Consider the following 16536-nt stretch of genomic DNA (forward strand, 5'->3'; position numbering starts at 1 on the left):
CGGTCCTCACACCGCCGCGATCCAGAGCCGGTAGTCGTCGGGCTGGTCGTACACCTCGGTGAACGCGCGGTCCGCGAAGGCGGCGAGTCGGTTCGCGTCCGACCGCGCCGTGATCCGGACGTTGGTCGCCTCTGCCTCGTCGGGCGTCTCCAGTTGGTCGATACGGAACTCCGGGAACTCGTCCAACAACGACTCCAACCGCTCCAGTTCCGCGTCGGTACAGTCGAGGTTGAACTCCGTGTCGCCGAACTGGATCCACGGTGGCGCGCGGTCCGGCTCGTCCGCCTCGTCGCCTCCCTCGCCGTCGTCACTCTCGCTGTCGTCCGTGCCAGTTGCCGCCTCGGTTCCGCCGGCACCGAACTCGGCACCGTCGTCGTCGTCGGCGGTGACCTCGGCGGTGAGGAACGGACTCGCCCGCTCGCGGTGGGCGGTGACGGCGTCGGCGAACAGCGTCCGTCGCTCCGTCGGCTCGCTCGCGTCGAATCTCGTCATACGACCCGGTACGACCGTCCAGTGTAAAAGCCCGGTCGGTTCGGCGACCGAGCCGTCGTCTCCTCGACGCCTTGCAGACGGCGACAAGTGGTTTGTCGTTCGACGCGAACGGTCTCGTATGGACGACGGAGCGACCGGCGAGAACGGGCGAGACCACCACAGCGAGTTGCACGACGGCGACCACGCCACCTCGTCGACCACCGGCGACCCCACCGCGGCGACCACCGGCGACCCCACCGCGGCGACGGCCGACGACCCACCGACCGGGACCGTCGAGCAGTTGTTCACCGCGCCCGAGGGGGGCGAGCCGACGGTCGCCCACGAGCAGATCACGTGTGAACCTGGCGGCATCGTCGGTGACCGCTACTACGACGGCAGCGGTCACTACGCGCCGTACGACACCTGCCAGGTGACACTCGTCGCCTGGGAAGATCTCGTCGAGATCCAGGAGACGACCGGGATCGACCTCACCGACGGCCGCCACCGCCGGAACGTCGTCGTCCGAGACGTTGCCCCGACGGACCTGCTGGAGACGACGTTCCGACTCGGGGAGGCGACGCTCCGCGGGACGCGACGACGCCCGCCGTGTGCGTACGTCGAGGAGTTGGCCGACGAGGCTGGCGTCGCACGGGCACTCGGCGACGGCCGCGGCGGGATCTGTGCCGACGTGGTGGCGGCCGGGAGCGTCGCAGTCGGCGACGAACTCCGCGTCGTCGAGGCGGACCCGCGGACAGTCGGCGAGGGGATCGCCGCTCGACTCCGACAGGAGGCGGACGAGGACGGCGACTGATCGGGCACCGAAGCCGTCCTCGTCTCTCAGTTCTCCCCAGTCGCTGCCTCGCCGTCGGGGAAGATACTCTCCGGGAGGTAGGCGGTGACCGTCCAGTTCGGGGCGTCGACGACCTGACTGATCTTGAGGTCGACGGCGGCCGAACAGAGCACGTACGCCTCGCCGCGCGAGAGGCCGCGGTGTTCGTGGAGGTGGTCGATCATGTGCCGTGTCGCGGTCCGCGTCGCCTCCATCAGGTCGTCCACGACGCCGGTGGTCGCGTACGCCGGCTCGTCGTGGCCCGTCACGGTGAACGGCCCCGTCGTCGCCAGTTCGGGCTGTTCGATCTCCAGGTCCGACCGCACGTCGAAGCGTGCGGTGACGAACATCGGTGCCTCGACGCCCGTGACACACACTTCGCCGTCACCCTGCGCAGCGTGACAGTCGCCCGTCGAGAACAGCCCGCCGGCCACCTCGACCGGGAGGTAGACCGTCGAGCCGGCGGTCGCGTGTTTCACGTCGAGGTTGCCGCCGACGGACCGCGGTGGGAGCGTGTCGTGTTCCCCGTCTGCGGCGGGTGCGACGCCGATCACCCCCGGGAACGGGTCCAGCGGCACCTCGATGCCCTCGACGAACCGGCCAACGTCACCCTGGAGATCCCAGACGTGGATGCCCGGCTCGTCGAACTCCTCCGGGAGCAGTCCCAACTCCATCTCGCCCGGGAAGAAGTTCGTGAACCCCCAGCCTTTGTGTTGGAGGTCGAGCAGTTGCACTTCGAGCACGTCACCCGGCTGTGCACCCTCCACGGCGACCGGCCCGGTGAGTGGGTGGACCGGGTCGAAACTCACGTCCAGTACGTCGTCGGCGGTCGTCTCCACGTCGATCTGTCCGTCGACGGCGTCGCGACACTCGAACCGGACCACCTCGCCCGGTTCGACGGTCAACACCGGGTCCAGCGAGTTGTCCCACGCGCTGTGGACGTTCTGGTCCGCGTCCGAGAGGTGGTGATCGACCGTGTAGTCGCCGTGCTCGACCGCGCTCGTCCCGTAGTGTGGCTCTGTCACGTGGTACCACTCGCTCGGCTCCGTGGTAACTCTGCGGGCCGTGCTCAGTCTTCGCCAGCGAGGCGCGCGAGCCCGGGGAAGACGAGGAGGAGCACGAGTACCAGTAGTCCGAGCAGCGGGAGTCCTCCGTCGGTGCCGTCGAGTCCCGTCTCGTCGTCGCGCTCGCTCCACGGACCGCCGTCGTCGGTGTCTCTCGACGCCGTCGGAGTCGACCGTGGGTCGTCGGCCGTCGGTGGCAGTTCGACGGCGGTCGTGGGGTCGGTTACTCGCGGGGTCGGCGTAACGGCCTCGCCAGTCGGCGTGGTGACCTCGTCGACCGATGTCTGTGACCGAGGGCTCGTGGAAACCACTCGACTCCCGTCGGACAGCCCCGGAGTCCGTGTGGTCGGCTCGGACGCGGTACCCGTGTGCTCGTCCAGTGTGGGTGTTCGATCTCGCGGCGTCGGTGTGTCCGTCTCGGCGTCGGGTTCGGGTGTGTCCGTCTCGGCGTCGGGTTCGGTGCCTCCAGTCTCGTCGGGATCGGGTGTCGACGTCGGGGTCGCCGCCACAGTCTCGTCCGGAGTCGCTGGACGGTCGGTGGGCTCTGCGGTCGCCGGTGTCACCGTGTGTTCTGGTGTCGGCGTCGCCGTCGTCGTGGGCGTGAAGGTTCGCGACGCTGTCGCCGTCGGTTCCGACGTCGCTGTCGCCGTCGTCGTGGACACTGGTGTCGGCGACTGCGTTGATGCCGGCGTCGCCGTCTCACTGGACTCGTCCGGCGTCTCGCTCGTCGCGACGGTCGCGAGTCGCACAGTCGCCGTCGTTCGGTTCGTGACTCCGACGGTCAGGCGTCGGACGACACCGGGATCTCGGAACCGCTCGCTCGTGGGTGTCACCCCGAGCGTGACCGCGCCGGCGAACTCCAGCGGCTGTGTTCCGTCGGCCGAGAGCCGCCCGTCGTCGGTCGTGTGGAGGTGCCCGAGTCCCACCGGCCCACCGACGACCGGTCGGGGACCGTCGGCCGTCTCGGCACCGCTCCAGCCGCCTCCGTCGTCGCCGTCGGCGCCCGCGAATACCCTCGCACCGCCGACGCGGACGGAGAGCCGGACCGGAGCGTCCTCGTCCGTGGTGTCTCCCCTGTCCGTGGTCGCGACGTCGGTCGCATCCGTCGCTCCGGTCTCGTCGTCGTCCGGTTGTCGAATCGCGAGCCGTCTGCCGTCCTCGTCGCGTGCGTGAACCGCCACGGGATCGCCGCTGGGGAGTGTGACGTGCCGGTGGCGCCCGGCACGCGCCGTCAGGTTCCCGACCGGGTAGATGTCCGGGACGCCGTCGGGTGGACCGGCCTCCGGCACGAGCGGCGTCGCCCGGTGGTCGTCTTGGAGTGTGACGACACCGTACGCCCGCCCTGCCGGGAGCAGCAGTCGGACCGTCCCGTCGGAGCCGGTGGGGTAGACGCCGGCACCGACTCGGTCGCCCGGGACGAGCACGACGCTCGTGTTCGCCGGTGTGTTCCCGGCGGCGCTCGTCACGGAGATCGCCGTTCGCACGAACTCGACCCGCCGGGTCGCCGTCGCCGTCCGCCCCGCAGTGTCGGTGACGGTGAGTCGGACCTCGACGGTTCCAGCGCGCCGCGGCACGACGCTGGTTCGAGTACCCGTTCGGGTGAGTCGTCGGCCGTCGGGTGTCGTCAGTGTCCACGTCGCCGTCTCGATCTCGGCGTCGCTCCCGGCCGTCGAGTCACTCGCGTGCAGTCCGAGTCGTCGACCGTCGAACGGTCGAACCGGACGCACCGAGACCACCGCAGTGGGTGTGTTCCCCGCGGCAGTCGGCGTCGGGGTGTCGTTCCCGACGGTAGTCGGCGTCGTCCCACCGTCCGCCGCACTCGGCGTCACGACGCCACTACCGAGTGCGACGCCGGCGACTGTGCCGCCGACGAGCAGCCACGCCAGCGTGACTGCCCGGAGTCCGGCCGTCACGCCGCCACCTCCGCCGTTGTGGATCGCCGTCTGCCCGGAGCCGTCGGTCGAGTTCGCCCGTCACTGCGGACTCTCGTTCGCTCGTCGTCGCTGTCTCGTCGATCCGCGTCGTCCGTCGCGATCACACGGCGAGACGGCGAGACGCCGACGTATCAGGGCGCGGAGGATTCACGTCTCGGTTCCGTCGGAATCGTCACTCCCGGCGGAATCGTCGTCCGCGAAGTCGACTCGCGATCTGCTCTCGGTCGCCCAGCACGGCGCGTGTCCGGATCAGGGGTCGTGGACGTGCCCGCACTCCGGACACTTCACTTCCTCGCCGCGCACCTCGGCGCTGGCCTCCTGGACCTCGCGCATCACCGAGGAGATTCGGTCTTCCGCCTCCAGCTCCTCCTCGACGGCGAGGTCGACACCCTCGACTTCGAGGAGGAACTTCGCGATCTCCGTCACGTCGTACATCATCTCGTCGAGGTCCTCGGCGGTGAAGAACCCGGACATCGCCCCGTAGAGGAACGTCGCGCCCGCCTTCCGCACCTTCTCCTCGAAGGAGTGGCGCGCCTGGTTGACCGCCTGTGGCGTGTAAGTGTCCGTCATGAACGGGACGAGTTGCGGGAGGTTCTCGCCGATCTTCGTCATCTCGACGCCCGTCTCCGTCCGGAAGTCCGCACACAGTCGGGCGATGGCCCACTCGCGGGCGGTGACGTACGTCCGGTCGCGCAGGAAGTCGTTGACCCGGTCGTACTCCGCGCGGTCCATCTTCTTGAACCGGTCGTACCGCGCCACGTCCTCCGGCACGTCGGCTGTGCCGCCGGCGGATTCGGTGCCGGCGGTCGTCTCCGCGTCCGCGCCCACGTCGGGGCCGGGAACCGACCCGTCCGTCGTCTCACTCTCTGCGTTCGCGTCTTCGCCGAGTCGCTGCTGGCCGTCGTCTGCGTCGTCGGTCATAGCGCCGGATTGCCAGCCCGTGGGCAAAAAGGCGTCCCGTCGGGTGGTGGTCGGGTCCACTCGCGTCGCTGGCTCCCAGCCCCGACTCCACGTGATCGCCCCGCCCGATTCAGTCGTCGGCGGGCGTCGCGGGCGTCACGTCCACGGCGGACGCGTCGACGCCCAACTCGTCGATGGCGGCCTGCGCGGCGCGCTTCCCGGAGACGAGCATCGCACCGAACGTCGGGCCCATCCGCGGGAGGCCGTACGTCGTCGCCGTCGCCATCCCCGAGGCGATCAGCCCGTCGTGGACTTTCCCCGTGTTCTCGACGACCTGGTCCTCGCTCTCGCCGACCCACATCGAGTCGTGGCCCGGGGAGTCGTGGCCCGGCGCGCCGTAGCTGTCGTCGCCAGTCTCGTCCATCCCGGTGTTGTGTTCCTTCGCGTGCTGGACGCCCGGCGCGTCGAGCACGTCGCGCTCGTCCAGCTTCGAGACGACGACCGCGTCGTGGCCCGTCGCGTCGATCACGAGGTCCGCCTCCACCGCGACGGGGTCGACGCAGGTGATCTCCCGCGGGAGCGCGTGGACCGGCGTCCAGTTCATCACGATCCCGCCGACGCGGTGGTCCTCCCGGACGACCACGTCCGTGAACTCCGTCATGTTCTGCATCTTCGCGCCGGCGTCACACGCCGCGTTGATCAGCCCGGAACACGCCTGCGGCCCGTCCGCGAGGAACAGCCCCTCCGTGTCCGTCTCTTCGAACGGGACACCCAACTCCTCGAGGATCGACTGCGCGGGGTCCCGGACGGTCACCTTGTTCATCAGGAACCCGCCGAGCCAGAACCCGCCGCCGAGGTAGTTGTTCTTCTCGACGACCATCACGTCCACGCCACGCTCCGCGAGTTCCTTCGCCGCCGTCAACCCCGAGGGACCGCCGCCGACGACGATCACCTCCGTGTCCGAGAAGTCGAGGAACTCCTCGCTCCAGCGCTTCGTGATCTCTTGGGTCACGTCCGCCTCGCTCACGTCCGCGAAGCCGTCGAACTGCTGGTCTGCGCTCATACCATCTGGTGGTACGACTCGGTAGTAAAGAGACGTTCGGTCTCGGTGGCGACGGGCGAGGGAGACACGACTGCTCTGCTGGGGCGGTAACACGCACACAACCGGACGGACGGCTTAACCCGTCAGCGCACCAACGACGAGTCGATGAGTGAAGGGCGCAACATGCTCGTGGACGGCGAGTGGCGGGTCGACTTCAAGCAGACGGACGAGGACGGGGAGTTCCAGCGGTCGGAGACGAGCTTCCGCGACTGGATCGATGGCGCGGTGCCGGAGGCGGGCGCCGAGCCGGTCTCGAACCCCGAGTTCGAGCCGGAGTCCGGGCGGTACCACCTCTACATCTGTCGAGCCTGTCCGTGGGCGCACCGGGCGGCGATGTCGCGACAGCTGAACGGACTCGCCGACCACGTCTCCATCTCGCTGACGCAGCCGGAACGGTACGACGACGGCTGGGAGTTCTCCGAGGCGTACCCGGACCCGCTGTACGGGGCGGAGTTCCTGCGGGAGGTGTACCTGCGCGCCGCCGAGGACTACACCGGGCGCGTGACCGTGCCGGTGTTGTGGGACACGGAGACGGAGACGATCGTCAACAACGAGAGCGAGGAGATCATGCGGAGCTTCGACACCGCCTTCTCGGAGTTGGGCAACGGCGTCGACCTCTACCCGGCGGAACACCGCCAGGAGATCGACGACACCATCGCGGACGTGTACCCGTCGATCAACAACGGCGTCTACCGCGCCGGCTTCGCCACCACGCAGGACGCCTACGACGAGGCCGTCGACGAGCTGTTCGACGCCCTGGACCGGTACGACGACCACCTCGCGGAGCGGCGCTACCTCGTCGGCGACCAGTTGACGGAGGCGGACCTGGCGCTGTTCGCGACGCTCGTCCGTTTCGACCACGTCTACCACACGCACTTCCGGTGTAACCGCCGCGCGATCCACGAGTACGACAACCTCTGGGGGTACACGAAGGACCTCTACCAGACGCCCGGCATCGCCGAGACGGTGAATATGGACCACATCACGCGCCACTACTACGGGAGTCACACGTCGCTGAACCCGAAGCGGCTGGTGCCGACCGGTCCGGACATCGACTTCGAAGAGCCACACGACCGCGACGCGTTGCCGGGGGAGCCGCCCGCCGAGTTGGTCGAGGGTGCGGCGTCCGCGGACTGACCCGACTGGTCCGGACCCTTATAACCTGTAACGAGGGGAAGTCGTGGTGTGCCCCGATTGTACAGAGACTGGCTCCCTGCGCCCTCGACGATCCTGCTGGGGGCGGTCGTTCTGCCGTTGGCGGTGGTCGTCGTCGACCTTCTCGGCCCCGATCTCGTCGCCGGGAGTCTCCCACTGGCGCTCGCCACGTACGCCGATCTCTCCGGGGTGTACGGGTCCGTCGTCCTCACCGCCGCGCTCGTACTGCTGTACCGAGAACAGACACGGATTCAGGAACGCCAAGAGCAGTGGATGGAGGCAGAACACGTTCCCGACGTGTCCGTTCACCGGTGGGAGGTGACACGGAATCGAGTCGACCTCGAACTGTCGAACCTGGGGACGGGTGTCGCACAGAACCTCCAGCTGCGAATCGAACTGGAGACGACGGACGAGACTGGTATCTCGAGGGCTACCTTCGCTGCGGCGCTGTCGAGAGAGTCGTCGTCCGCACGAGTGCTGCGTCCGCGAGAAGACGGCGCTGTAGAGACGAGCGGCTTCTTCGAGGCGACAGATGCAGAGGGAACTGTCGGTAGTGGGGATATGACCATCGAACAGGTCGTCTCCCCCTGGTTGAACAGCGAAGACGCACCGATAGAGTTGGTGGTCGTAGTGGAGTACGACTACATCCGGCGTCGGTCGGATACACGAAGGGTCTTCTCGTGTCGAGTGGATCCGAGTGAGGCGGGGACGATCGAAGACATCCTGTTGTCGGAGAGTCACCGTGTCGGGGACGAGTCGGAGATCGTTCCGGTGAACCTTCGGTGAGCGAGCCTTTATCTGTGAAACAGCGGTACAGGCCGATATGAGCACGGACGAAGAGGACCCTCTGGAGGAACTCGTGGTCGACCGCAAACGGGTGAACAAACGGCGAGTCGCCGAGGCGTTAGACGGCGTGGTGAACGTCGACGACGAGGGCAACTTTCTGAAAGACTCCGGATTTGCGTCTCTGAACAGCAGAGAGAAGATCGTCGTCGTCGTTCTGGCTCGTTGGGTCGCGTCGGAGTTGGGTCTCGCCGACGACGCTGCGGTCGAAGTCGAGGAGTTGTCGAATCGAGTCGGGGTGTCCGAGCACAGTGTGAGGAAGTACCTGACCGATGTCGAATTCGTAGACGCGGGTCCCCGCGGTCGAGGTCACCGGGTCCCAGACGAACGAATTCTGGACGCGATCGAGTACATCGGCGAAGAAGTCTGACATCCTCCCACGGCTAAAGCCGCGGGGTTCCCTCACTGGGGGTTGAATCCACGAGTAGCGGGAGGTTCGCAGGTTCGTCGTCACGCTGGACGATGACCTGCGTTTCGGGCTGTGTCAGTACAGCCCCCGCCTCGGACAGCGGTTTCGAGAACTTGCCCAAGGCTCGTTTGCCAATATTCAGCGCACCATTCTTGTCGGCGTTGTCGTCAAGGCCACATTCGGGACACTCAAACCGTCCTTGCGTCTCACGGACGCCCTCGCAAGCACAGCGGTTGCACGTCTGCGACGTGTCGTACTCTTCGACCAACTGCACGTCGATACCCGCGTCGTGGGCCTTGTACTCGATGTAGTTCAGCAGGCGGGCGAACGGCATCTTGTGGGTCTTGTCGTTGACGTACCGTCCTTTGTCGTTGTCTTTGCGAATCCCGCCGAAGTCGCCCACGACGATGACCGCGTTCCGCTTCTCGGCGTCTGCCACGATTTGGCGAGCAATCTTGTGGAGGCGGTCGTCCACCTTCCGCGCTTCCGCGTCACCGATACGTTCGACCACCTGCTGTCCCTGTCGGGGTTTCGCCTTCCCGATGGACTTCCGCAGTTGCTTGTAGTGTTCGCGGATGCGACGGACTTCCTCGCCGTAGAACGTGGTTTTGCGGTCAGAGAGGGACACGCAGGTAGCGACCCAGCGTGCACCCATGTCGATCGCCAGCACGTCGTCGTACTCGTCTTGGATGGTCACAGACCGTTTCACGACGAGGTGGACGTACCACTCACCGTCACGGCGCACCAGTTCGCTGTCCCGAATGTCGCCCTCACAGACGAGTTGTTCGTCCTTTCGCGGGACGTGGGCGGGGCACCAGATGGAGTTCCCCCGCCCCCGTTCTGGGTCGTAGACGGGGACTTTGACCCACCACGACGAGAGAACAGTATCCTCGTCGTGAGCTACGTCGAACACGTCGTTACGGAGAACGACAGGTTGTTCGGTGCCGGGGTTCGGGTCTTTCTGTCGCTGGACTTTCGACGCCTGCTGGTCGGTCGCAGAGTAGAGGTTGGCATCACCGCCGTGAACCTCGGTCTGGAACGCCTCGTACTCACGGGCGAGCAGGTCAGCCTTCCTGTTGGTCAGCGAGTGGAGTTTGACCCGCACCGTGGTCGTGACGCTCCGTTGCATACTACTCACCCGCTTGGGCGTCGATGTACTCCTCGATGACTTCGCTGGATACGTCGCCCGCACTGGAGACGAAGTACGAGCGTGTCCACAGCGACGGGAGGCCGAAGTCGAACTCGTCGCGGAGGTGACGGGAAGAGTAGCCCTTGACCTGTTGCATGATCTTGTTCGGGGCGAGTGTCGGGTCGCCCGTGATGAACAGGTGTACGTGGTCGGGACGAATCGCTAACTCTAGTATCTCCACCCCAAGTTCCTCGGCTTTCTCCTCAATGAGTTCTTTGAGACGGTGGCGTACCTCGCCGTCAAGCACCGATTTGCGGTACTTCGGGCACCAGATGAAGTGGTACTGGAGTTTGTGGACGTTGGTACGCTCCCTGTCGAACCCACGAGGCATCGTCAATATATAGAACCCTCCCACCTAAAGATGTTACGTGGACATTCAACCCCAGCCGTGGCTACGAGCGTGGAGAGATTTCCAGTTGTCGGCTTCATCCCACCCCTGAAGGGGTGGGCTTTCGCCTTGCTACCGCTGTAACTCCACAGCCGTCGCCGACGGCCGACCCGCTCTACTCTCCGGCTTCGATCAACTCGTCGAAGGTGGTCTTCATCTGACTCAGCGTCTGGGGGTCGTGAGCGTTCGGCGAGGCGTGGAAGTGCGCCACGGCGCCGGCCTTCCGCAGTTGCCCGGTGAACATGTGGAGGAAGCGGTAGGCGCTGTCCGTGTCCACGAACTGCAACAGCGCGGTCAACGAGTCGAAACAGACGTACAGGTCGTTGTCCGTCTTCCCCAACTCCGCGAGGGCGTTGTTCAGCGTCATGCTCAACCCGGTGAGGTCGTTCGGGTTCGCCGTCAGCAACTCCACCTGTCCGTCCAACTCGTCGGCGTCCACCTCGTCCAACGCCGACGACTGTGCGCGGTCGTCGACGCCGACGATCACCGTCGTCGCGGGCGTCGTCCCGGTGTGTTCGAGCCACTCGTCGATCACGCTGACTGCGGTGTCCCGGTACACCACCTTGATGAGGTCGATCTCCTCCGGTGGCTGTTCCGTACACAACTCGAAGCAGGCGTCCGTCTTCGCGTCGCTCATCACGGGCGCGAGGACGAACACGTTGCGCGAGCGGGTCGTCTGGGAGCTCACTGCCACCCCTCCGTCCCGCGCGGCGGGTTCTGCAGTCGCATGAACGGCTTCCCCTCCGTGTACTCGACGAGCCGTGTCGAGCCGAGGTACCCCGCCGGCGACTTCTTCAGCTTCAGGTACTGGAGCCCCTTGTCGTTGAGCCACGTCCGCACGACCTGCCACGCGCCGTTCTTGTAGAAGGCCGCCAACTCGTCGGGCATCGTCTCGGGGTTGAAGAAGTACACCGTCGTGTCGTCGGCCTGGTGGAGGTTCTCCTCCTCCCAGAACCGCACCTGTCGCATCTCGTCGGTTCCCATCACCGGAATCTGCGCCTCGACGTTGATCGCCGAGAACATCGGCTGGTCACCCCGCCGGTCGTCGATCGTGCGGAACAGCTCCGAGGCGCCCTGGTCCTCGTACTCGCGAGGTTTGAAGACGTTCTTGCGCGTGTTCTCCCAGATGTTCGGGTAGTCGATCAGGAACATCCGGTCGTCGTTCAGCATCTCCGTCATGTTCCCCACGTCGCGGTCGATGATCGCCTCGACGCGTTTCGGCGGCAGTTCCACCGGCGGAACGAAGAGGATCGCCATGTCCTGTTCGGCGGCGGCTCGCATCCCGTTCGTGATGATCGAGTGTGGACTCGCCTGCCCGTCGTGTTCGATCAGCATCGTCCCTCCTTCGACGAGTCCCCCGCCGAGCAGTTCGTCGAAGCCGGGGATGCCGACCTCCATGAAGTCCTCCGGGACGAACTCGCCCGGGTGGGTCCGCATCCGTGGGATGAGTCGGACCCCGCGGTCGTCGAACTCCGTCTCGAAGACGCGGGTGTCGTGGTCGACGCCGCGCATCTTCATGATCTCGAGGAAGCGGTGGTAGTCACCCTCGACGTTCTCGCGCCACAGTCGGATGACACCGTGGGTGTTGTACTGGATGGCGTCGGAGACGGCGACGCTCGCGCGGCCGTCCGCGTTGCCGGGCTCGCTCTCCTCGGCGGTGAACAGCGTCGTCGCGCCGAACTCGTCGCCGAACAGACGGATCAGGTCCAACACCGCCCGACGGAACTGGTCGTAGTCGTCGCCCATCACCGACAGCCCGGAGACGCTGTCGAGGACGACCCGGTCGACCGGCGCGAACTGTCGGAGGTGTTTGACGATGTACTCCGGTTCGAACGGCGCGGAGTACCCCTCGCCGAGCGACTCCTCGCCCTCCAGCGTCTGGAGTGTCACGTCGGTGTCGTCGTCCTCCAGCGTCTGGCCCGTCGTGGCGTGCAGTGTGGCGATCTCCAGGTCGTCGTGGTCCAACTCGAAGTCGTACCCGGCGAACGTGTCGCGGAGTTCGTCGGTGGTCTGTTCCGTGCTCACGAACAGGCAGTCTTCAGCCCGGTCGAGTCCCTCGTCCAGGAACTGCATCCCGAAGGTGGACTTCCCGGTCCCCGGACCCCCGGTCACGAGGACGGTCCGTTCTGCCGGGAGGCCGCCACCGAGAAGCTGGTCGAGCACCTCGCTCCCGGACGGCACCTGCCGCATCTGCGTCGCCGCGTCGTCTCCCTCGTCCGTCATGCCGTTGCTCGTAGGTCGCCTCGCCGTGGGAAAACTCTGTCGCGGAGCCCACGTGGCCGGGAGTCTCCCACCGTTCGCCCGAGAGTGATCAGCCTCGCGTGTGAGAGTGATCAGCCTCGCGTGTGAGAGCGATCAGCCTCGCGTCCGAGTGAACGCCTGTGCGCCCTCGTAGGTCCAGAAGCCGCCGTCTCGCATCGCGCGACCGACGACTCGGTGGAACTCGACGAAGTCTTCGAACTCCTCGTCGTCGTCGATCCCCGCGAAGATGTCGGCGACGGCGACGACCGTGTCCTCGTCGAGACGGACTGGGTGGTCACCGAACTCCTCGGCGTAGTCGCCGGCTCGCATCGGGAAGTCCTCTCCCTCGTCGACCTTCTTCGCCAGGACGGCGTGGCCGTACTTCCGGCGGCCCTCACTCCCCTGCTCGCCGTCCGGGTCGTGTGGCCAGTCGTGCTCGCTCATGGACCGCGGTTGTCCCGGTCTCCGGTTAGCCGTTTCGTTCTCCCCGCCGGAGACGACCGGACGCCCGCGGTCGCTCCCGCCGAACGGCACCGGAGACGACGGCGGGCGGCGGTCGACCGACACGGACGGATCGACGGGGGAATCGGACCGGGAGACTGGGCCGCTGGGACCCTTCAGGAGGAGAGCCGCAGTGCGACGGCGCGGAACAGACCGAGCGAGACCGCGCCGACGACGAGCATCACCACGGCGAACGTCGGTTCGACGCCACCCGAGAACAGCGGCGTCGCACGCAACAGGAGTCCGACGACGGCCGCGCCGATCCACGAGCGGACGACCAGCGGGACGGACGCCTTCGCGGACTCGCCCGCACCCGGCGAGTACGCACCCACGGGGACCGCGACGAGCACCCAGCCGATCAAGAACGGTGCCGCGACCCCGGCGAGGTGGACGAGTCCGTCGGCCGTCGGCGGGAACCCGACCGTCTCGTGGCGGAGCGTCCCGGCGTACAGGAACGCCAGGACGACGAACACGTCGCCGGCCGCCAGCGGGAGCGTCCCGCGGTCGACCCTGCGATCCAAGAACTCCGATGCTGTCGCCATACCGGTGGCTGGCCCCCGCTCGGCTTAACCGTCCGGGTTTCCCCGCCGGTGTGGCCCTGCGTCACGCACTCCTCCAGGGATCACTGTGCGTCACGTCTCTGTGGACGCGCCACCGTGGGTCGGCTCGTGCCGTTCGTCACCCCGCCCACGCGGAACGACCCCGACGACGGTGTACCCGAACCCCGGCTGGAGGGTGTAGGCTCGCAGCCCCGCCGCTCGGAGCTGCTCGCGGATGTCCTCGGGTGTCGCGAAGACGGAGTCCATCCCCGCGAGGTGTTCCAGCCGGGCCAGCGCCCACCCGCGTAGTGTCGTCGGGTCGAACTCCCGAACCACCACCACCCCGCCGGGGGCGACGGTCTCGCTCAGTGCCGTCAGTGCCGCCGGCCAGTCCGGGACGTGGTGGAGCGCGTCCGCGATTACGACGGCGTCCACAGCACCGGGTCGGATCGGTGGCCGGCGGGCGTCACCGCGCACCGCGGCGAGTCCGTCCGCCGCCGCACGCCCGAGCATCCCCGCCGAGACGTCGAGTACCGTCACGTCCGCAGTGCCGGACGAAGAGCCGCTGTCTGTCTCGGCATCCGTCCGCGAGGGACCCGCCCTCGTGTGTCCGTCCGCCCACGTCCCGTCCGTGGCGACGCGGACCGCCCGCGCCGCTCGGCCGGTGCCGCCGGCGGCGTCGAGGACTCGCCTGATCGAGCGGTCGGCCAGCCGGAAGCCGGCTCGGAGGTCGGCGGGCCGGACTGGCGGCATCGCCACGTCGTACAGCGGCGCGATCCGGTCGAAGAAGCGCACGTCACCCGGCCCGTGGCGCCCGACACTGTGACTCACACCCCGACTCCGTCCGCCAGAGAGATAGACGTACTGTCTCCGGTGGAGGACGACCTCGACGACTGAGAGCACGTCGACGAGGAGACGACGCAGACACAGGTGGTGGTGACGACGCACCCGGTCGTGACCGGATCGGCCGCGACCTTTTGTACCCCGCCGAGGGAACTCCCGGTGTGCAGTACCGCGTGCTCGGGTGGGCGCCCGACGGGCCGCGACTCCGACTCGACTACCGGGCGTTCGCCTACGCCGGGAAGATCACCACACCGGCGACGGGTGTGAGTGTCGCGACCGATCCGGACGCGGCGCCGACGGAGACGCTGGAGCTCGAGGGTCCCGACCCCGAACCACTCCCCGCGTCGGCGACCGGCGACGGGTGGATCGACCCGCCGGCGGACCCGGTGGTCGCGGCGGTCGCACACAACGCCGACCGGACCGACGAAACGACGCTGTGGTGTCGGTACGTGACGGTTCGCAGCGACCGCCGTGGCGAGGGGCTCGGTGCGCGACTCCTCCGGTTCACCGCCGACCGCGCCGCGACGGCCGGCTACGAGACCGCACGGATCGCCGTCAACAACCCGTTCTCGTACGGCGCCGCGAGCAAAGCCGGCTTCGCGTCTACCGGTCGGACGACGGGGCTCGCCGAACTCGTCTTGGAGCGGTCGACCACCGACGCCACCCCGCCGGACCCCGAGACCTACCGCCGCGGACTGGCGGTGTTCCGCGACCGCGACGACCTCGCGCCCGAAGAGGCGGCGTACGTCGACCGCCACCTCGACGGCGACCCGCCGGACCTGATCGCACCCGAGTGAGGCGGCAGCCCTCGTCGCACCCGAGTGAGGCGGCAGCCCTCGTCGCACCCGAGTGAGGCGGAACCTGTCGGGGGACCGTACAGCTAGTTCATGCTCGTCGGACGCGTCTCGGTAGCATGGAACAGACACGCTACGAGACGCGGATCGACGAGTCGTTCGCCGAGTCCGTCGTCGCCGCCGCTCGGACCAGTGTGGGCGACGACCTCCGCAGTGTGGTGTACTTCACGCCCGCGGCTTTCGACGTGTTGTACGTCCGATCGGACCTCTACGAGGGTCCTGCTGCCGCTCGCCCGGCGAAGGCGGGGTTGGTCGAGTTCGAACGGGCCGGATTCGCGGAGCGACGCGAGCGATCCGCGCTGTCGGCACGCGGCGCCAGTCCGACTGTCGGTCCCTACGAGTTCACCGTCAGGTTCCACGCCGACGGGTTCGTCGTCAGAGTCCTGACCGCGACCGCCGGTGTGCTGCTCACAGTCGACAGTGTCGACGTGGCCGCCTTCGAGGACGCCGTCGCCGCGATCCGGGGGTTCCTGGAGGACGACGGGGACTCTCAGTGACCACGACCCTCGGCCCGGGACGGTCACGCGAGAGGTGTTCAGATAAGACGACTGTTGCGGTTGGCGCGCGAGGAACGCGCGAGGGAGGAGCGAGCGGAGCGAGCGACGAGGCTGGGGAGGGTGAGGCGCCGTGCGGGGCGGTCTCGGGCGGGACTGGAAGGGGCGAGGGGATCGCGTTCACTTCAGTCGTCTCGGCGGCCCCTATCGCGCCGGGCGGTGCCTGCGAGGCGCGGCTGCGCCGCGCCTCGATTGCAACCGGCGGAGCCGGGCGCAAGAGGCGCGATATGTCACCGAGCGACCGCGATCGCCTCGGGGCTTCCTGAGTGATAGTCCCACACCACAATTCAACCTTATCTGAACACTACCGCCACGCGAACCCCGGAGTTGATAACGGGAGGGACCGAATCGGGGGCAGAGATGCAGCGAGTCTTGATCGTCGACGACTCGGGGTTCCAGCGGACGTTGGTCCGCGACGCCGTCAGCGACGAGTACGACGTGGTGGGGGAGGCGGAGAACGGGGTGGAGGCCGTCGACAAGTTCGAACAACTGTCGCCGGACATCGTGACGATGGACATCATGATGCCGGCGATGAACGGCGTCGAGGCGGTCGAAGAGATCAAAGGCCAGAGTCCGGACACGACCGTCGTGATGATCACCAGCGTCGAACAACGCGAGATGATGAAGAAGGCCGTCGCCGCCGGCGCGGACGCCTACGTGACGAAGCCGTTCGACGGCGACGAGGTCCGGGAAGAACTCGCCAGCGTCGCCTGACTCGAT

19 protein-coding genes are annotated in these 16536 nt (G+C 67.4%); 7 read left to right on the forward strand and 12 right to left on the reverse strand.

Features of this window, described 5'->3' with window-relative positions; all coding sequences use genetic code 11:
• Window positions 1–6: 6 nt before the first annotated feature.
• Window positions 7–492 (reverse strand): DUF7975 family protein, encoded by a 486-nt coding sequence (locus RYH80_RS00430; RefSeq protein ID WP_370901889.1) that lies wholly within the window; start codon window positions 490–492, stop codon window positions 7–9.
• Window positions 493–610: 118 nt separating this feature from the next.
• On the opposite strand from RYH80_RS00430, the gene RYH80_RS00435 reads away from it, so the two are divergent.
• Window positions 611–1282 (forward strand): MOSC domain-containing protein, encoded by a 672-nt coding sequence (locus tag RYH80_RS00435; RefSeq protein ID WP_370901890.1) that lies wholly within the window; start codon window positions 611–613, stop codon window positions 1280–1282.
• A gap of 26 nt (window positions 1283–1308) precedes the next feature.
• Here the strand turns inward: RYH80_RS00435 and RYH80_RS00440 are convergent, their stop codons facing one another.
• The 4 genes from RYH80_RS00440 to RYH80_RS00455 form a co-directional block, all read right to left on the reverse strand.
• Window positions 1309–2325, reverse strand: a complete 1017-nt coding sequence (locus RYH80_RS00440; RefSeq protein WP_370901891.1) for an acetamidase/formamidase family protein — start codon at window positions 2323–2325, stop codon at window positions 1309–1311.
• A 44-nt stretch (window positions 2326–2369) separates the two neighbouring features.
• Window positions 2370–4277, reverse strand: coding sequence for a hypothetical protein (locus RYH80_RS00445; RefSeq protein ID WP_370901892.1), 1908 nt, complete (start codon window positions 4275–4277; stop codon window positions 2370–2372).
• 270 nt (window positions 4278–4547) lie between these two features.
• Complete coding sequence (locus RYH80_RS00450) at window positions 4548–5219, reverse strand: DUF5806 family protein (protein WP_370901893.1); 672 nt, start codon at window positions 5217–5219, stop codon at window positions 4548–4550.
• A 109-nt stretch (window positions 5220–5328) separates the two neighbouring features.
• Complete coding sequence (locus tag RYH80_RS00455) at window positions 5329–6261, reverse strand: sulfide-dependent adenosine diphosphate thiazole synthase (protein ID WP_370901894.1); 933 nt, start codon at window positions 6259–6261, stop codon at window positions 5329–5331.
• 144 nt (window positions 6262–6405) lie between these two features.
• On the opposite strand from RYH80_RS00455, the gene RYH80_RS00460 reads away from it, so the two are divergent.
• From RYH80_RS00460 to RYH80_RS00470, 3 genes are all read left to right on the forward strand, one after another.
• Window positions 6406–7437 carry a glutathione S-transferase family protein gene (locus RYH80_RS00460; protein ID WP_370901895.1) on the forward strand — a complete coding sequence of 344 codons (1032 nt, stop codon included), beginning with the start codon at window positions 6406–6408 and terminating at the stop codon, window positions 7435–7437.
• Between the two features lie 48 nt (window positions 7438–7485).
• The gene (locus tag RYH80_RS00465; RefSeq protein ID WP_370901896.1) at window positions 7486–8241 is read left to right on the forward strand and encodes a hypothetical protein; all 756 of its coding nucleotides are present in this window, start codon (window positions 7486–7488) and stop codon (window positions 8239–8241) included.
• A gap of 73 nt (window positions 8242–8314) precedes the next feature.
• Window positions 8315–8668, forward strand: a complete 354-nt coding sequence (locus RYH80_RS00470) for a hypothetical protein (RefSeq protein WP_370901897.1) — start codon at window positions 8315–8317, stop codon at window positions 8666–8668.
• Window positions 8669–8681: 13 nt separating this feature from the next.
• Here the strand turns inward: RYH80_RS00470 and RYH80_RS00475 are convergent, their stop codons facing one another.
• The 7 genes from RYH80_RS00475 to RYH80_RS00505 form a co-directional block, all read right to left on the reverse strand.
• Window positions 8682–9836 carry an RNA-guided endonuclease InsQ/TnpB family protein gene (locus RYH80_RS00475; protein WP_370901898.1) on the reverse strand — a complete coding sequence of 385 codons (1155 nt, stop codon included), beginning with the start codon at window positions 9834–9836 and terminating at the stop codon, window positions 8682–8684.
• A 1-nt stretch (window position 9837) separates the two neighbouring features.
• A complete protein-coding gene (tnpA, locus tag RYH80_RS00480) occupies window positions 9838–10227 on the reverse strand; it encodes an IS200/IS605 family transposase (RefSeq protein ID WP_370901899.1) in 390 nt (129 codons plus the stop codon).
• Between the two features lie 172 nt (window positions 10228–10399).
• Window positions 10400–10972 (reverse strand): DUF7504 family protein, encoded by a 573-nt coding sequence (locus RYH80_RS00485; RefSeq protein ID WP_370901900.1) that lies wholly within the window; start codon window positions 10970–10972, stop codon window positions 10400–10402.
• Complete coding sequence (locus RYH80_RS00490; protein WP_370901901.1) at window positions 10969–12507, reverse strand: RAD55 family ATPase; 1539 nt, start codon at window positions 12505–12507, stop codon at window positions 10969–10971. Before RYH80_RS00490 ends, RYH80_RS00485 begins: the two co-directional genes overlap by 4 nt.
• Window positions 12508–12639: 132 nt before the next feature.
• Window positions 12640–12969, reverse strand: coding sequence for a DUF5785 family protein (locus tag RYH80_RS00495; protein WP_370901902.1), 330 nt, complete (start codon window positions 12967–12969; stop codon window positions 12640–12642).
• A gap of 173 nt (window positions 12970–13142) precedes the next feature.
• Window positions 13143–13568, reverse strand: coding sequence for a DUF3054 domain-containing protein (locus tag RYH80_RS00500; protein ID WP_370901903.1), 426 nt, complete (start codon window positions 13566–13568; stop codon window positions 13143–13145).
• A 90-nt stretch (window positions 13569–13658) separates the two neighbouring features.
• A complete protein-coding gene (locus RYH80_RS00505) occupies window positions 13659–14396 on the reverse strand; it encodes a class I SAM-dependent methyltransferase (RefSeq protein WP_370901904.1) in 738 nt (245 codons plus the stop codon).
• Window positions 14397–14569: 173 nt separating this feature from the next.
• On the opposite strand from RYH80_RS00505, the gene RYH80_RS00510 reads away from it, so the two are divergent.
• The 3 genes from RYH80_RS00510 to RYH80_RS00520 all read left to right on the forward strand — a co-directional run bounded on the left by RYH80_RS00510 (window position 14570) and on the right by RYH80_RS00520 (window position 16530).
• A complete protein-coding gene (locus RYH80_RS00510; protein WP_370901905.1) occupies window positions 14570–15205 on the forward strand; it encodes a GNAT family N-acetyltransferase in 636 nt (211 codons plus the stop codon).
• Between the two features lie 116 nt (window positions 15206–15321).
• The gene (locus tag RYH80_RS00515; RefSeq protein ID WP_370901906.1) at window positions 15322–15759 is read left to right on the forward strand and encodes a DUF7522 family protein; all 438 of its coding nucleotides are present in this window, start codon (window positions 15322–15324) and stop codon (window positions 15757–15759) included.
• A gap of 417 nt (window positions 15760–16176) precedes the next feature.
• Window positions 16177–16530: a response regulator gene (locus RYH80_RS00520; RefSeq protein WP_370901907.1), complete on the forward strand. Its 354-nt coding sequence runs from the start codon at window positions 16177–16179 to the stop codon at window positions 16528–16530.
• The last annotated feature ends 6 nt before the right edge of the window (window positions 16531–16536 follow it).

The organism is Halobaculum sp. MBLA0147 (genome assembly GCF_041361345.1).
Classification (GTDB): domain Archaea; phylum Halobacteriota; class Halobacteria; order Halobacteriales; family Haloferacaceae; genus JAHENP01.

What these genes read in the sequence shown, in the direction of transcription:
- RYH80_RS00435 (WP_370901890.1), top strand. Translation starts at nt 611, where the DNA reads ATGGACGACGGAGCGACCGGCGAGAACGGGCGAGACCACCACAGCGAG.
- tnpA (WP_370901899.1), bottom strand. Translation starts at nt 10,227, where the DNA reads ATGCCTCGTGGGTTCGACAGGGAGCGTACCAACGTCCACAAACTCCAG.
- RYH80_RS00455 (WP_370901894.1), bottom strand. Translation starts at nt 6,261, where the DNA reads ATGAGCGCAGACCAGCAGTTCGACGGCTTCGCGGACGTGAGCGAGGCG.
- RYH80_RS00460 (WP_370901895.1), top strand. Translation starts at nt 6,406, where the DNA reads ATGAGTGAAGGGCGCAACATGCTCGTGGACGGCGAGTGGCGGGTCGAC.
- RYH80_RS00500 (WP_370901903.1), bottom strand. Translation starts at nt 13,568, where the DNA reads ATGGCGACAGCATCGGAGTTCTTGGATCGCAGGGTCGACCGCGGGACG.
- RYH80_RS00495 (WP_370901902.1), bottom strand. Translation starts at nt 12,969, where the DNA reads ATGAGCGAGCACGACTGGCCACACGACCCGGACGGCGAGCAGGGGAGT.
- RYH80_RS00450 (WP_370901893.1), bottom strand. Translation starts at nt 5,219, where the DNA reads ATGACCGACGACGCAGACGACGGCCAGCAGCGACTCGGCGAAGACGCG.
- RYH80_RS00515 (WP_370901906.1), top strand. Translation starts at nt 15,322, where the DNA reads ATGGAACAGACACGCTACGAGACGCGGATCGACGAGTCGTTCGCCGAG.
- RYH80_RS00490 (WP_370901901.1), bottom strand. Translation starts at nt 12,507, where the DNA reads ATGACGGACGAGGGAGACGACGCGGCGACGCAGATGCGGCAGGTGCCG.
- RYH80_RS00475 (WP_370901898.1), bottom strand. Translation starts at nt 9,836, where the DNA reads ATGCAACGGAGCGTCACGACCACGGTGCGGGTCAAACTCCACTCGCTG.
- RYH80_RS00430 (WP_370901889.1), bottom strand. Translation starts at nt 492, where the DNA reads ATGACGAGATTCGACGCGAGCGAGCCGACGGAGCGACGGACGCTGTTC.
- RYH80_RS00520 (WP_370901907.1), top strand. Translation starts at nt 16,177, where the DNA reads ATGCAGCGAGTCTTGATCGTCGACGACTCGGGGTTCCAGCGGACGTTG.